The organism is Rhodoferax sp. ZS1R25, assembly GCF_056521335.1.
Window position 1 is genome coordinate 1 of the sequence record NZ_JBWMAZ010000003.1, and the last position, 14,325, is coordinate 14,325.

Below are 14,325 nucleotides of genomic sequence, written 5' to 3' on the forward strand. Positions count from 1 at the left end.
GGACCATACTACCCAGAAAAATGCGGCTTTGGTCGAAGAGATGGCTGCCGCAGCGTCCAGCCTGAAATCTCAGGCTAGGGATTTGGTTGATGGTGTCGCGGTTTTTAAGATCTCAGCCGAACACAGCAGCCCGCGCCCCACGCTTTCCCAGCCTGTGGCACGTACAGCAATGAATCCGCCTGTGCGCAAAGGGTTAGAGCGTAGAGCGAATGCCAAGCCATCCCTTGGAACACATATTCCAAAACTTCGATAGTTTCAAAATCAAATACGAGTGTTCAGAGTTGCGCGGTAGGCAAATCCACTTAGGTGCCTCATTGTGGGTTTTTCTAGGTAACCTGCCTCTGGCGATATGGCTAGCCCTAGCAGAACACATTATCTTAATTCCCAACGCGCCCAGGTGTGTAGGTAGCTACATATTCTGGGATGGGCCTTTGATAGTCGGCGAAGCGCAAGACGCCAGTCACCAATCTAGGTTTACAACGTAACCGGCCATTTTGTTGTGCAACGGGGAGCGTTTCACACCGTATGGCAGTCCAAGTTTTAAGCCACTCCTCCCAAGTTCCCCAGTGAACGCCAAGCTTGCTCGTCTTTCCAACGCGTCAACCATTCAATAAACTGCTCTGGTGGCATTGGACGAGCAATGCCATAGCCCTGTGCGAGCCTGCAGCCCAGTTTGATCAATTCTGCGCCATGCTGCATAGTCTCAACGCCTTCTGCAATGACGCTGCGGTTGAAGGCAGAGGCCAAGCGAACAACACCCTCCACGATGCTCCAATCCTCCGGATCTTTGAGCATGTCGCGTACAAAGCTTTGATCAATCTTGAGCATATCAAAGGGTAGTTTGCGCAGGTACGTTAGTGACGAGTAGCCTGTTCCAAAATCGTCCAGTGCGAGGCGAATCCCCATCGCTCGGCACTGATGCAATACAGATGCTGCAGCCGCAGTGTCGTCGATTGCCGAGCTCTCAAGAACTTCCAGCTCTAGATTTTCCGGAGAGATGTCAGGGTGGCTATCCAATGCCCGGCTCAAATCGCCTATGAATTCAGGAGACAGCAAATGTCGCGCACTAACATTAACGCTGACATTGACTTCTGCTCCTTGCGCCTTCCATTTCGCCGCTTGGCGCAATGCGGTGTGCAGGACCCAATTCCCAACACGGCATTCCAGCTTGCTACCTTCGACAAAGGGCAGGAACTCAGATGGATTGCGCAATCCGATCTCAGGATGCTGCCAACGAATCAGTGCCTCTACGCCAACAATTTGCCCGGTCAGCAAATCTACCTGAGGTTGGTAGTACAAGCGAAACTCTTCTTGCTCCAACGCAACAGTCAGCCGATCGACATATTGCCGGTGCTGCTGAGCTTTGCGATCGCTATCTGGATCAAATAGATGAAAGCGATTCTTACCTGCATCCTTGGCCAAATACATGGCCTGGTCTGCATGGCGTATTAACGTATCAGCATCCGAATGATCATCTGGAAAGAGACTGACTCCGATGCTTGCTGAAACAGCAACAACATTGCCGTCAATCTGTAGCGGCTCATTCACCGCCCCCAATATGCGCTGCAAGATTAATGAGCATTCTTGCGGTGATCCGATGTCGGCCAGCAAAAGTACGAACTCGTCTCCACCCAAGCGTGCGAGCGTATCTTCCGCACGCAGTACTCGTTTTAGCTTATCGGTTACACCCACGAGTAGTTTGTCACCTGAGGTATGGCCATATTGATCGTTAATCGACTTAAAGCCATCCAGGTCCAAATAACAGACTGCGAGCGAAAGCCCGCTGCGACTGTGGCGCGCAATAGCCTGCGCTAACCTGTCAGCCAGCAGTCGCCGATTAGGTGTACCCGTTAGTGGATCGTAGTGGGCAATTCGGTCTAGCTCCGCCTCATGCGCCTTTCGCTCGCTGATGTCAGAAAAAATTCCAATGTAGTGCTCTATTGCACCCTGACCATCTGTCACTGCGGAAACGGACAGCATTTGGGCGTAGCTTTCGCCGTTCTTTCTGCAGCTCCAAATCTCTCCCGTCCAATATCCGTTTTGCTCGATGGTCTGCCACATTTCCCGGTAGAAGCCAGTGTTTTGTTGCGTAGAGGCCAGTACTTTGGGTGACTTTCCCAGCACGTCTTCACGGGCATGACCCGTGATGCGCGTGAACGCCGGATTGACGTCGGCAATCAGCCCTTGCGCGTCAACCACCACAATGCCTTCGTAGCTATTGGTAAACACAGTCAAGGCTTGTCGCTTTGACAGCTCAAATTTCTTGCGTTCACTAATGTCCGAGTGGGTACCCGACATCATCAGCGGCTCTCCGCCTGCATCCCACTCCACTATTTTTCCGCGTGACAGCACCCAGCACCAATCACCCGCCTTGGTGCGGCATCGCATCTCCGTCTTAAAGCCGCTAGTCTCGCCACGCAGGTGTTGATGGACTAGGGCCATCGTCTGAGGCAAGTCGTCGGGATGAACGACCTGCTCCCATTGGCCGTTCGACATGTCCATTTCACCAGGCGCATACCCCAGCATGGCTTCCCATTGGGGACTTACGACCAGATCATTCGTTTGAATATTCCAATCCCAGTAGCCTTGCTCTGACCCTTCGAGAACTCGGCTCAAGCGATGCTCCCGGTCGCGCAATTCCAACTCCGCAAGTTTTCGCTGGGTTATGTCCGATAGCGTACCAACGATGCGTGTCGGCGCGCCCTCGGCATTGCGCTCGACGGCTTGCCCCCTGATCATCACCCACTGTCCGGTTTCTCCGGTTTTGGAAATCAGGCGAAATTCAGATTCGATTTGTTGTGCGCGCCCGGAAACGCAACCCTCAATTACTTCTTGCACGCGCAACCAATCTTCTGGATGCGCTAGGCGTTGTAAGAATGCTGGAGCCTGAGTGTTGTCATCAGTGTCGTATCCTGTCATCTGGAAGAAGTGCGAAGATCGGTACACGCGCCCGGTGCGCAAGTCCCAATCCCACAAGGCGTTGCACGCCGAGTCCAGTACCAGTCGCAGGCGCTCTTGTTCGACCTTAAGCGGCGTGATGTCGCGGGCTACCTTAGACGCTCCGATAATGATGCCGTCACCGTCCCGAATCGGAGAAATGGTGACCGATACGTGGACTGGATTTCCATCCTTGCGAATGCGTACCGTCTCAAAGTGATCCACTTTCTCACCGAGCAGAATGCGCTCAATGATGAACTTCTCTTCGTCCTTGCGCTCCTCGGGAAAAATGATCATCAACGACTGGCCGATCATTTCCTCCCGCGAATATCCAAAGATGACTTCTGCACCTCGGTTCCAACTAGTGACGGTCCCATCCAAGGTTTTTCCAACAATGGCGTCGTCTGAGGAATCAATGATCGCTTTGAAGTGTTCCGCTGTCAGTCCCGCAAGCTGACTGAACCCGACGTCGCGCGCAACTGTCATCACCGAAGTGACAATTCCCTGAGCATCTATTTGCGGCAGCAATTGGGAGAGGAATAGCCGTTCGCCTTCGGGCGTATCAAACGAAAGTTGGATCACGCACGGTTGGCCGCTACGAAACACTTTGCCTAGCGCATGGTCCCAATGCTCCACCTTCTTAGGGGACATGCCTATCTCACGATTGGTCTTCCCAATAAAGTCACTGGCCGGATGTCCAGTGAAGAGTTCCATCGCAGAGTTCACATAGGTATGCCGCAGCTGCGGGTCGAAGCAGGCAACAATTTCAGACAGCAAATGCGCAAAGCGGAAATCGTTCGGCCTATCCGGCAGATCTTGCTGATCGCTCACCGATGAATCGGTCCGTTTGTTCATCCTGCTCACTCCTTACTGGATTGATCGGGGTCCTTTTGAGTGTAAGGGAATCAAGTTTTTGGTCAATCCAATTCCTAATGATCGAGGGCCTACACGGGGGGGGAATACCTCAGCGTGGGTTTCATTGGCAATGAACACTGCAGGCAGTTGCCCTCTTTGTCAAATTGGCCATTAGTTGCTCCAAAGCCGCAAGTGATGCGCGTGAAAAACTGGCTCTGCCAACCCCAAGCACAGCGCAGATTTATTCCACTCCTCATCCGTTGCCCTTGTCAGACTGGTGGTCGTCAACTCTGAGGTGAGATCGGGCAATTTTGGGGAAACTCCTATCAGCATGGGCGCGACAAATGCGATTTGATTCAATGCCCTCACCTCGGTATCAGCTTACGGGACGACAGGCATTTCGTGAGCGCTATTGAGACTAACAAACCTCCGGTTAAAGATGATGAAGTAGAGCTATGCAGCGTTGTCGACACTGCACGGCCCATCGACTCTATTTACTGATTCTTCTTGGCAACTTCGTTGCCGATGTAACCACCACCTATCGCACCGGCAATAGTGGCCAAGGTCTTGCCGTCACCACTACCGACTTGGTTCCCCAAAACCCCGCCGATCAATGCACCGACACCGATTCCTACTGGGCTATTGTGGGAGACTGCTTTTGATGGAGGCGCAGAAGGTTCATTTTTTGCAACCTGGTCGCTAGTCGCCTGAGGCATCTTGGAGGGGGTGTTCTGAGCAAGATTGTGAGCAGCAGGCTTGTGTTTGATCAACGCTTCAGTAGGTAGTTGATCTGGTTTTTTCGATTCCACAACTAATTCCGCGGGAGTCCGCACTGATTCCACCGTAGACCCGTGGGAGTTTGGCAAAACGCCTGTAATAGCCGCGATACCCAACGCACTGACCAACGTCACAGATACAGCCGCTACTGCGACCAAGGGGTGAATGCGATTTGAGAAATTCATCAAGAGCTCCTTTGAGTGGACCCGCGCTTCGGGTATGTTCAGATAACGGCTCAATCGGCATTTTGGGCGTATCGAATGTGTTGCAACTGTAAGTAGATGTATGCCGCATCGACTGAAGGGGTTCAGACGGCAAGCCCAATTGACTCGGATGTGCGACCTTCCACTGCTAACAGATAGCCTTATCTCATTTACGCCGATCAACCTCTTCGAGCAAGTGATGCTTGAACGCCAAAGCGAGCGGCGATAGCTTCTTGTTTGAAGGATGCACGATGTGCCAGGCTGATGGAAGCGGAAAGCCTTGAACGTCGATTGTGCGCACGCCATGTTCCTTTTCTAAACCGTGCAGCACATGTCTAGACACGATGCCCACTCCGAGTCCACCTGCAACAGATTCTTTCACTGCCTCGTTGCTTCCTAGCTCCAGTCGGACATCGGGTCGGAACTTTGAGGTACGAAAAAACCGATCTGCGGCCATCCGTGTCCCCGATCCTTTTTCGCGAAGAATAAAGCGGTGCTGGGAAAGGTCGGCCAGTTCAAGGGTGCCTTGCTTACTCAAAGGGGATGATGCCGGAGCGATGAGCACGATTGGGTTGGGCATAAAAATCTCATCACTCAAATCCATGTCAGTGGGTGGCATGGACATGATGTAGATATCGTCAAGGTTTTCACGCATACGATGAACCACACCGTCCCGATTGAGGATCTCAAGAGAGAGATCAATGGCAGGATGTTTTTTGCAGAAACTGCCAATGAGGCGTGGCATGAAATATTTTGCCGTGCTGACCACGGCCACCCGAAGTCTGCCGCGTGACAAGCCCTTGGCGGCATCCACTCCTTGCTCGAATGCATCCCAGGTCTGGGCTATGGAGCGTGCAGTCACGGCCAGCTCTTTGCCCACATCGGTTAGGTAAATTTTCTTCCCGATAACTTCGTAGAGCGGTAACCCCACTGACAGCGCGACTTCTTTCAACTGCATCGATGCAGTGGGCTGCGTTACATGCATGGCCCTGGCCGCTGAACTGACGCTCCCAGTCTCTGCCAAGGCTAGAAACAGCTTCAATTGCCTAAAGGTGATATTCATAGTGTTTTATCTATTCTTAACTAGATAAGAATCTATTTTACAAATGATTGGTAGATTTTTAGGATGGCACCTAGGAGAACCACAATGCAAAACCTGCTCGATCCCGCGATTCTTTTCTTTGTTTTTGGTGTTCTGGCCGGAGCGCTCAAGTCGAACCTGGAGATTCCACCAGCCATTTCACGTTTCCTATCCCTTTATCTTCTGATGGCTCTGGGCCTCAAAGGCGGCTTTGCCCTTTCGCATTCAGGTTTGAATGACAAAGTGGGGGTGACCATTGTTGCTGCCCTTGCGCTGGCCATTGCAGTCCCGTTGTTGGGCTACGGCATCCTGCGGCGATTCGTTTCCAGCTTTGATGCCGCGGCGGTCGCTGCGACCTATGGGTCTGTTAGCGCAGTGACATTCGTGACTGCGGTTCAATTCTTGGAAAATCAGCAGATTCCGTATGGTGGGCACATGGCCGCTGCAATGGCGTTGATGGAGTCACCCGCCATCATCATGGCCGTATTCTTCGCCAATGCATTGAGACAGAAAGCCAGCGTAGGAACGGTGACGGTCTCCGGTGGCATAGCGACCCTTCACGGACAAGCGAGACCACCTGCAGCGTCAGTGGGCAAGATCTTGCACGAGTCATTCACCGATGGGGCCCAACTGCTGCTGTTGGGAGCTATGGCAGTCGGTCTGATCACTGGGGATACTGGGAAAGCCGCCATGCAACCATTCTCTGGCGACCTCTTCAAAGGAATGCTGTCGTTCTTCCTGCTGGACATGGGTTTGATGGCTGCACGCAATCTGTCGAGTATTCGTGGGAAGTCTCCCATCTTTGTCGCATATGCAGTGCTAGGTCCTGTCACGCATGCAAGTCTCGCCCTAGGACTTGCCTACTTGCTGCATCTCTCAGCCGGGGATGGTGCTTTGTTAATGGTTCTTGCCGCAAGTGCCTCGTACATCGCAGTCCCTGCAGTGCTTCGGTACGCGCTCCCAGAGGCAAATCCCTCGCTGTACTTCGGCCTGAGCCTAGGTGTGACGTTTCCTCTCAATATTGTGGTGGGGATTCCAACCTACGTCGCGATTGCACGGGCAACCCTTTGAACAATCAGTAGTGAATGAGAAAGAATAGAAGCAAGTGAGAAGCTCAGTAGAGATTTTTCCATTTTTGGTGATGAAACGGGAGACTGCTCCAGCGGAACACTGAGCGCTCCATGTGGCATCGGAGGAATCCCATCGACACGGTTTGGAAACATTGCTCTGTTGCAACTACAATACGAATCATTCTTATTAAAGAAGGCCGTATGAGTATGAAAAAGCAAATCGCTCTCGCAATCCTGTCCCTCGCCACAATCACAGCGTTCGCTGCTGCTACAGACGAGTTCACACTGACTATCAAAAACCATGCCTTTGAACCCAAAGAACTCAAAGTTCCGGCCGGTAAGAAAATCAAAATCGTGGTGGTGAACGAAGACGCGACCCCGGCAGAGTTTGAAAGCAAGCCGCTTGGCCGAGAAAAGGTCATCCCGGGCAAGGCAAAGGTCTCGATCAATCTGGGACCGCTCAAGCCTGGACGCTATGGGTTTGTTGAGGAATACCACGAAACAGAAGCTGCCGCCCAGGGCACGATCGTCGTCGAATAACTTCTGAGACAACGCCATGTTCGCTGCCGCCATCATTGTGTTTCGTGAGTCACTGGAAGCCTCCCTGATCATCAGCATCATGATGGCTGCCACGCGAGGAATTGCTTTCCGAGGGCGATGGGTGTGGGGCGGTGTTCTGCTGGGTCTGGTGGGATCTGCAGTGGTCGCCTCCAGCATGGAAATGATTGCGAATCTTGCCGATGGCGTTGGACAAGAACTGTTCAATGTTGCCATTCTGATCACCGCCATTGGCATGCTGGCCTGGCACAACATCTGGATGACCGTGCATGGGAAGCAGCTGGCCCAGCAGATTTCCAGCACAGCGCGAGCGGTTACAGACGGCAGTCGTGAGCGTTCAGTTATCTTGTTCGTGGTGGCCCTCGCAGTGCTGCGTGAAGGGTCGGAAACGGTTCTTTTCCTCTATGGAGTGGCTACAGGCGGGGACAACGGTATTCGTGACACCCTTCTCGGTGGATTGATGGGCCTGGCCTCAGGGGCCATCGTCGCTACGTTGTTGTATGCGGGGCTGCTCAGAATACCGGTGCGTTGGTTCTTTGCTGTAACCAGCATTTTGGTGCTATTGCTGGCCGCGAGCATGGCATCACAGGCTGCTCGCCTATTGATCCAAGCCGACTTGCTGCCCAGCTTAGCAATGCCTCTGTGGGACACCTCTGGTGCACTTTCCCAGAACACTGCAGTCGGAACCATTCTTCACGGGCTGGTTGGCTACGAGGCGCAGCCAGCGGGAATGCAGGTGCTCGCCTATGGGTTGGTACTGGTGCTCATTGCGGCGGGCATGCAATTGGTTTCGAGGCGGTCGCGGACAAATCGTTAGCCGCCAAATTTATCCGTTGTGCACGCGTAGCCATCGAAGAACCAAACCCACGAGTGCTAGAAGACAGAATGCCGCTCCAGCCAGGAATGTGGCTTCTGCACCATGGCGATCCCACAGCCACCCCGCCAGTCCACTTGCGATCAGCATCGCAACACCGCTCGCCAGGTTGAAAACCCCATAGGCGGTTCCCCTCAGATCTGCGGGGGCGGTGTCTGCGACCATGGTGGCCAGCAACCCTTGGGTGATGCCCATATGGATACCCCAGAGCGCTACACCCAGCAACATCGTGACCCAATCACGTCCACTAGCGAGTACAAGGTCAGCAAATATCAAGACGATCAGTCCCAACACCAACAGTTTGGTATGGCTCACACGGTCGGAGACCCATCCGAAGGGATAGGCCGACATCGCGTAGACCAGATTCATGGCCACCATGACCAATGGGACCAGAGCGACGGCTACGCCGGTTTGCTGGGCTCGTAAGACCAAAAAGGCTTCACTGAAACGCGCCAGCGCAAAAACGGCCCCAATGCCAACGACCCACCAGTAGGGACCGCTGAGGCGATTCCAGTTTGCGCTGGTAATAGGGTTAGTTTTTTTGGTTCCGCTCTGCCGCTGAGGCTCGCTGACACCGAAGAACAGTAGTACTACTGCCAACAACCCAGGAATAACTGCTACCCAAAACACGGCACGAAAATCGTCGGACCACAGAAGCATGAGTGCTACGGCCAGCAAGGGGCCAAGAAAAGCCCCCACGGTGTCCAAAGACTGCCGCAGACCAAATGCTTCACCTCGCACCTCGGGCGGGGCAAGGTCCGCCACCAGTGCGTCGCGGGGCGCACCACGTATGCCCTTTCCTACTCTGTCAATCAACCGTGCAGCAATCACGACGCCGGTTCCGGAGGCAATCGCAAACAGCGGTTTGGTAAATGCACCCATCGCATAGCCCAGCAAGGCCAAGCCCTTGCGTTTGCCCAAATAGTCGCTGAGGGCGCCCGAAAACACCTTGACTATGAGTGCCGTGGATTCGGCGAGTCCTTCAATGATCCCTACAGTAAAAGCACTGACACCCAGTGCGCCCACCAAAAACATGGGCAATAGGCTGTGGATCATCTCAGAGGAAATATCCATCAGCATGCTCACAAAGCCTAGCACCCAGATACTGATGGGGATTCGTTTGAGGGGCTTCATGTTAACTTTCATGGGTGGCTTTCTGGGACGTATGCGACGAGTCACGTAGGCTAGACAGGGGGCGGTTTTGCGGGAAAATCCAGGGAGAAGCACGTAATTCCAGCCTCAGATGTGACGGAGATACTCCCACCGTGCGCCTCCATGATCGCCCGTGTGATGGCCAGACCCAAACCTGCGCCGTCGCTGTCTGAATGGGTTCTTGACTTGTCGACGCGGAAGAAACGGTCAAATAACCTTGGCAACATTTCTGGGTTGATGTCTGTACCTCGATTGGTTACACGCACACTGGTGTTGTCAGCGTGGGCCTGGAAATGAATTGAAACTGCTGTGTTCGGGCTTGCATGGCGGAGTGCATTTGACAGAAGATTGCTCAAAGCGCGCCGCAGCAATAGTCGATCCCCGACGATGCTCACGTTGCCAACTAGCTCTAGTCGAAGCCCCTTTTCTGAAGCCAAGGCCTCGTAAAAATCATACAGCGCCTGGGCTTCTTTTGCGACCGAGATGTGTTCTTGGCTGGGGAGTGCCGAACCATTTTCAGTCTTCGCTAAGAAAAGCATGTCAGACACCATCCTGGCCAGACGCTGAAGCTCCTCCGAATTGGAAGCCAGTACATCCTGGTAGTCCGCATTGGATCGGACCATGGACAGCGTGACCTGTGTCTCTGTGAGCAGGTTGCTGATGGGCGTACGGAGTTCATGCGCCAGGTCGGACGAAAACTCTGACAGGCGACGAAAGTCTTCCTGCAGCCGGTCCAGCATGTCATTCAAGGTGACGGCGAGGTCTGCCATCTCCACCGGTACGGCCTCCACCGGCATGCGTTCGCCCATTTTGTTGGAAGTCACCGACTGGGCGCGGATTTTCATGATGCGTAGCGGGGCCAATCCGCTATGGGCTGCAAACCAGCCCAACAGACCACTGAACAAAGTGGCAAGAGCCACGTACACCATCAACGTGGTCTGGAACTGCCGCTGAAAATGGGCATGGTGCTGCGTATCCAGCGCGACCCACACGGTCGTGGGAACGGACTCTGCCGAGGTGCTTGGTAGCAGCGCACCCAATGCCCGGTATTCGTGCTCATCGTTTTGCCACCGCAGTACGGGCTGGGTCTGAGGGTCTTCTCCCACAGTGGTTGCCGCCTCGTTGGGGATTTTCAGATCAGAGGTGGCGTAGATGGGCTTGCCATTGCGATGGATGCTGACAAACAGTCCTTCGTGGCTATGCAGGATGTCGTCGAGGTTCTGGTGCACGTCAGGTCTGGAGAGGGCTTTGCCACCCACTTCCTGAATCAAATGGATCTTGTCCTCCAGCGTCGCTCGGTCCAGGTCCTCAAAGTGCTGGTTCATGGCCACAGAGGTCACCCACCCCAGGCCCAGTAACACCGCCGCGGATGCCAAGGTGTAGAAAAGCGTGAGCCTTGTTGTCAGTGAGAAGCGCTGTGTCATGGGGCGGTGGGCGGTATTTCCAGAACGTAGCCCATGCCCCGTACCGTCTGGAGCAATTTGGGTTCAAACGGATCATCGATCTTGCTGCGCAGCCGACGTACGGCGACCTCGATCACGTTGGTGTCGCTGTCAAAGTTCATATCCCAGACCTGGGAGGCAATCAGCGACCGCGGCAGCACCTCTCCTTGTCGGCGCATCAGAAGCTCCAGCAAACCGAATTCTTTGGAAGTGAGGTCAATCCGCTTGCCACCACGACTCACGCGCCTGCGCAGCAAATCGAGCTCCAGATCCGCCACTTTGAGGGACGTTGCCTCCACACCGGACTTCCCACGCCGCAGAATGGTTCTGACACGTGCCAGTAGTTCTGCAAAAGAGAATGGTTTGACCAGGTAGTCATCCGCCCCCAGTTCCAACCCCTTGACGCGGTCTTCGATCTGGTCCTTGGCCGTGAGAAACAGCACCGGAACCATGTTCCCTTGAAGGCGCAAGTTGCGCATGACCTCCCAGCCATCCATGCCCGGCAGCATCACATCCAGGATGATGAGGTCGTGCGTACCTTCCAAGGCCGCATGAAGCCCGTCATTGCCGTCGGGAACCAAATCCACGACAAAGCTGGCCTCCTTGAGGCCTTGTCGCAAGTATTCGCCCGTTTTGGGCTCGTCTTCAACGATCAATATCTTCACAGTCAACGTCCTTTGCGCAAGTGTGCCTCGATTGCGCAGGAAGCCACCAAGATGACAAATTTGTAATCTAAAAGACAGCTTGATGTTGGGCGCTGCTCGATAGAGTGCAGGCAGATTTCAACTACCCCAAAGGGATACCCCATGCACCGTGTTCCGATTGTGCGGAAAAAGTCACTGTGGCTGACCACGTTCGCACTACTTGCCCTCGCTGGTTCGGTATCTGCCCAGCAGGCAACCCAAGGGCCTCTGGAGCAAGGCTCCATCGATTGGCGCAAAGCCAATGAGGAAGTCTCCCAGTTCAAACGTGGTCATGCAGATGTGCTGAAGTGGGAGTCAGCCAACGACAACGCGCAAAACAGTCCACCCTACACACCTCCTGATACCTGGATCAAATCGGCCGATGCGGCGGTCCGCCAAGCTTGGCGTACACGCCCGGAGCTAGCTGGTCCTCTGTCCCAACTGGGCGCCGAGAACCAAGAGCGCATTGCGCAGGGTCGTTGGTTGGAAGTTGCACCTGCGGTACGCCGCCGGGTTGAGGACTTTGACACTGTTCTGGATGTAGCTGCAGACGCCCGCAAGGCCTGGTTCACCGCGGTCGCGGCCAGCCTGTCGTTGAAGCAACAGCGTGACATGCAGGAAACCACCGCCGCCGCCGCAGAGCTCGCCCGTCGCATGACCCGCGTCGGCAACTGGAGCCGGATGGAGCAGGCCCAATGGGAATCCAAGCTGGGAAAAATGAAACTTCAAACGCTCAGGGCGGACATTGAAGCCAAGCAAACCCAAACAGCACTGCTCAAAGCTACCAAACTGTGGGGCGTCTCCTCAAAGGTAGGTTTGGCGGACGCTATGCCGGATATGCCCAAGCAAGCGCTGTCTCCAGTTGTCTTCCAACAAGGACTGTCTGCACTGCGCAATGTATTGCCACGCTCCGAGGGCCTGAAAGCGGGTACCAATGCCCAATTGGCTTTCGACATCTACACCTCAAGCCACCAAGCTGCCCAACTTGCCAAGGATGAACTGACTTTGCAGCAGTTCATCAACGATGAAGTCGTGCTTCGCTACAACGGCATGCTGCTCAGCGTCTGGGACCTGTTGACGCAGACCAATGAGCTGCTGCAGGCCCAGATTAGCTCTATCAACGCCCAACGCGATTTCCTGATTGCCGAGACGGATCTGCAATTCGTTCTCCAGGGCGGTACCCCCACCAGCTTTGTCAGCCTGGCCGGTGCCGGTGGCGAAAACGCTGCGACCAAATAACAAGGAAAACCATGGAACCTATCAATTCACGCCGCCGATTCTTTGCCGGCGCAGCCACAACGGTTGCCGGTTTGGCAGTGGCGCGCTCTGCCATGGCCACTTTGCCTGAGCCGGTGATTCAAACATCAGTCAATACTGCACCCCCCTTGGTGCCTACCACCGGGCGCCCCTACAACCCCGTGGTCACCCTCAATGGTTGGACCTTGCCCTGGCGCATGAACAACGGTGTCAAGGAATTCCACTTGGTGGCGGAACCCGTCGAACGGGAAGTTTCCCCAGGGTTCAAGGTCAATATGTGGGGCTACAACGGCCAAAGCCCAGGCCCCACGATTGAGGTGGTCGAGGGAGACCGTGTGCGTGTTTTTGTGACCAACAAACTTCCTGAGCACACCACGGTGCACTGGCACGGCCAGCGCTTGCCCAACGGCATGGATGGCGTTGGCGGTCTGAATCAGAAGGCGATTCCAGTCGGTAAGACCTATGTCTACGAGTTCGTGGCGCGCCGACCTGGGACGTTTATGTACCACCCGCATGCCGATGAAATGGTCCAGATGGCCATGGGCATGATGGGCTTTTGGGTGACCCATCCCAAGGAGAAGAACCCCCATATCAGCGAGGTGGACCGGGATTTCTGTTTCCTGCTGAACGCTTTTGACGTGGAGCCGGGAACCAAGACGCCCAAGATCAACACCATGACGGACTTCAACATCTGGTCTTGGAACAGCCGAGTGTTTCCTGGCATCGACACCCTCAATGTGCGCCAAAACGACCGGGTGCGTATCCGAGTGGGCAACTTGACGATGACCAACCATCCTATTCATCTGCATGGCCATGAGTTTCAAGTCACGGGCACAGACGGTGGCCCAACTCCGCCATCCTCGCGCTGGTACGAGGTCACCACCGACGTGGCTGTGGGACAAATGCGCCAGGTGGAATTCGTAGCTGACGAAGAAGGCGACTGGGCCTTCCATTGCCACAAGAGCCACCACACCATGAACGCCATGGGACATACCGTCCCCACGATGGTGGGTGTGGACCACCGTGGTCTGATCAAGAAGATCCAGAAAGTGGCGCCGGACTACATGCTCATGGGTGAGCGCGGCATGGCGGACATGGGAGACATGGAAATGCCCATCCCTGACAACACCGCGCCGATGATGACCGGACAAGCCCAGTATGGCCCGGTTGAGATGGGTGGCATGTTCAGCGTCCTCAAAGTACGCAAGGACCAGAAGTCCGGTGACTACAGCGATCCGGGCCCCTATAAATATCCCGCAGGCACGGTTGCCCATGAATACACCGAACCCCTGTCTGAACCCGCCCGCTTCCGCTCCGAAATCAGTGCGGGGACACCGGCCACCGGCAAAGCCACACCCACCACTGTACTCAATGCCCGCAAACCGACCGGTCACGCTGGTCACTAGCCCATTCTCATTTTTTAACCCAGGAACCCT

General features: G+C 54.7%; 11 protein-coding genes and 1 pseudogene. 6 read left to right on the top strand and 6 right to left on the bottom strand.

Annotation, left to right across the window (positions count from 1 at the left end; all coding sequences use genetic code 11):
• Window positions 1-253 (top strand): annotated as a pseudogene (locus AC097R_RS17870) (methyl-accepting chemotaxis protein); the annotation flags it as partial.
• 287 nt (window positions 254-540) lie between these two features.
• On the opposite strand, the gene AC097R_RS17875 reads toward AC097R_RS17870, so the two are convergent.
• The 3 genes from AC097R_RS17875 to AC097R_RS17885 all read right to left on the bottom strand — a co-directional run bounded on the left by AC097R_RS17875 (window position 541) and on the right by AC097R_RS17885 (window position 5,835).
• Complete coding sequence (locus tag AC097R_RS17875) at window positions 541-3,792, bottom strand: PAS domain S-box protein (RefSeq protein WP_479599570.1); 3,252 nt, start codon at window positions 3,790-3,792, stop codon at window positions 541-543.
• Between the two features lie 494 nt (window positions 3,793-4,286).
• Window positions 4,287-4,754 (bottom strand): glycine zipper 2TM domain-containing protein, encoded by a 468-nt coding sequence (locus tag AC097R_RS17880; RefSeq protein WP_479599571.1) that lies wholly within the window; start codon window positions 4,752-4,754, stop codon window positions 4,287-4,289.
• 184 nt (window positions 4,755-4,938) lie between these two features.
• On the bottom strand, window positions 4,939-5,835 hold the full coding sequence (locus AC097R_RS17885) for a LysR family transcriptional regulator (RefSeq protein WP_479599572.1): 897 nt from the start codon (window positions 5,833-5,835) through the stop codon (window positions 4,939-4,941).
• Between the two features lie 84 nt (window positions 5,836-5,919).
• On the opposite strand from AC097R_RS17885, the gene AC097R_RS17890 reads away from it, so the two are divergent.
• From AC097R_RS17890 to AC097R_RS17900, 3 genes are all read left to right on the top strand, one after another.
• Window positions 5,920-6,924, top strand: a complete 1,005-nt coding sequence (locus tag AC097R_RS17890) for a sodium-dependent bicarbonate transport family permease (protein ID WP_479599573.1) — start codon at window positions 5,920-5,922, stop codon at window positions 6,922-6,924.
• Window positions 6,925-7,124: 200 nt separating this feature from the next.
• Entirely contained in the window at window positions 7,125-7,463 is a 339-nt protein-coding gene (locus AC097R_RS17895; protein WP_479599574.1) for a cupredoxin domain-containing protein, read from the top strand.
• A gap of 16 nt (window positions 7,464-7,479) precedes the next feature.
• Window positions 7,480-8,298 (top strand): FTR1 family iron permease, encoded by an 819-nt coding sequence (locus AC097R_RS17900; protein ID WP_479599575.1) that lies wholly within the window; start codon window positions 7,480-7,482, stop codon window positions 8,296-8,298.
• Between the two features lie 9 nt (window positions 8,299-8,307).
• Here the strand turns inward: AC097R_RS17900 and AC097R_RS17905 are convergent, their stop codons facing one another.
• From AC097R_RS17905 to AC097R_RS17915, 3 genes are read right to left on the bottom strand one after another with little or no spacing between them, the layout of a single operon-like run.
• Window positions 8,308-9,501 (bottom strand): MFS transporter, encoded by a 1,194-nt coding sequence (locus AC097R_RS17905; protein ID WP_479599576.1) that lies wholly within the window; start codon window positions 9,499-9,501, stop codon window positions 8,308-8,310.
• Window positions 9,502-9,539: 38 nt separating this feature from the next.
• Window positions 9,540-10,931: a heavy metal sensor histidine kinase gene (locus AC097R_RS17910; protein ID WP_479599577.1), complete on the bottom strand. Its 1,392-nt coding sequence runs from the start codon at window positions 10,929-10,931 to the stop codon at window positions 9,540-9,542.
• Window positions 10,928-11,614, bottom strand: coding sequence for a heavy metal response regulator transcription factor (locus AC097R_RS17915; RefSeq protein ID WP_479599578.1), 687 nt, complete (start codon window positions 11,612-11,614; stop codon window positions 10,928-10,930). Before AC097R_RS17915 ends, AC097R_RS17910 begins: the two co-directional genes overlap by 4 nt.
• Before the next feature lie 141 nt (window positions 11,615-11,755).
• On the opposite strand from AC097R_RS17915, the gene AC097R_RS17920 reads away from it, so the two are divergent.
• Both AC097R_RS17920 and AC097R_RS17925 read left to right on the top strand, forming a co-directional pair.
• The gene (locus AC097R_RS17920; RefSeq protein WP_479599579.1) at window positions 11,756-12,871 is read left to right on the top strand and encodes a hypothetical protein; all 1,116 of its coding nucleotides are present in this window, start codon (window positions 11,756-11,758) and stop codon (window positions 12,869-12,871) included.
• Between the two features lie 20 nt (window positions 12,872-12,891).
• The gene (locus AC097R_RS17925; RefSeq protein ID WP_479599882.1) at window positions 12,892-14,295 is read left to right on the top strand and encodes a multicopper oxidase family protein; all 1,404 of its coding nucleotides are present in this window, start codon (window positions 12,892-12,894) and stop codon (window positions 14,293-14,295) included.
• The last annotated feature ends 30 nt before the right edge of the window (window positions 14,296-14,325 follow it).

Excerpts from the sequence above, each read along its gene's own strand:
- AC097R_RS17875 (WP_479599570.1), bottom strand. The coding sequence starts at position 3,792 with ATGAACAAACGGACCGATTCATCGGTGAGCGATCAGCAAGATCTGCCG.
- AC097R_RS17910 (WP_479599577.1), bottom strand. The coding sequence starts at position 10,931 with ATGACACAGCGCTTCTCACTGACAACAAGGCTCACGCTTTTCTACACC.
- AC097R_RS17905 (WP_479599576.1), bottom strand. The coding sequence starts at position 9,501 with ATGAAAGTTAACATGAAGCCCCTCAAACGAATCCCCATCAGTATCTGG.
- AC097R_RS17885 (WP_479599572.1), bottom strand. The coding sequence starts at position 5,835 with ATGAATATCACCTTTAGGCAATTGAAGCTGTTTCTAGCCTTGGCAGAG.
- AC097R_RS17890 (WP_479599573.1), top strand. The coding sequence starts at position 5,920 with ATGCAAAACCTGCTCGATCCCGCGATTCTTTTCTTTGTTTTTGGTGTT.
- AC097R_RS17895 (WP_479599574.1), top strand. The coding sequence starts at position 7,125 with ATGAGTATGAAAAAGCAAATCGCTCTCGCAATCCTGTCCCTCGCCACA.
- AC097R_RS17920 (WP_479599579.1), top strand. The coding sequence starts at position 11,756 with ATGCACCGTGTTCCGATTGTGCGGAAAAAGTCACTGTGGCTGACCACG.
- AC097R_RS17900 (WP_479599575.1), top strand. The coding sequence starts at position 7,480 with ATGTTCGCTGCCGCCATCATTGTGTTTCGTGAGTCACTGGAAGCCTCC.
- AC097R_RS17880 (WP_479599571.1), bottom strand. The coding sequence starts at position 4,754 with ATGAATTTCTCAAATCGCATTCACCCCTTGGTCGCAGTAGCGGCTGTA.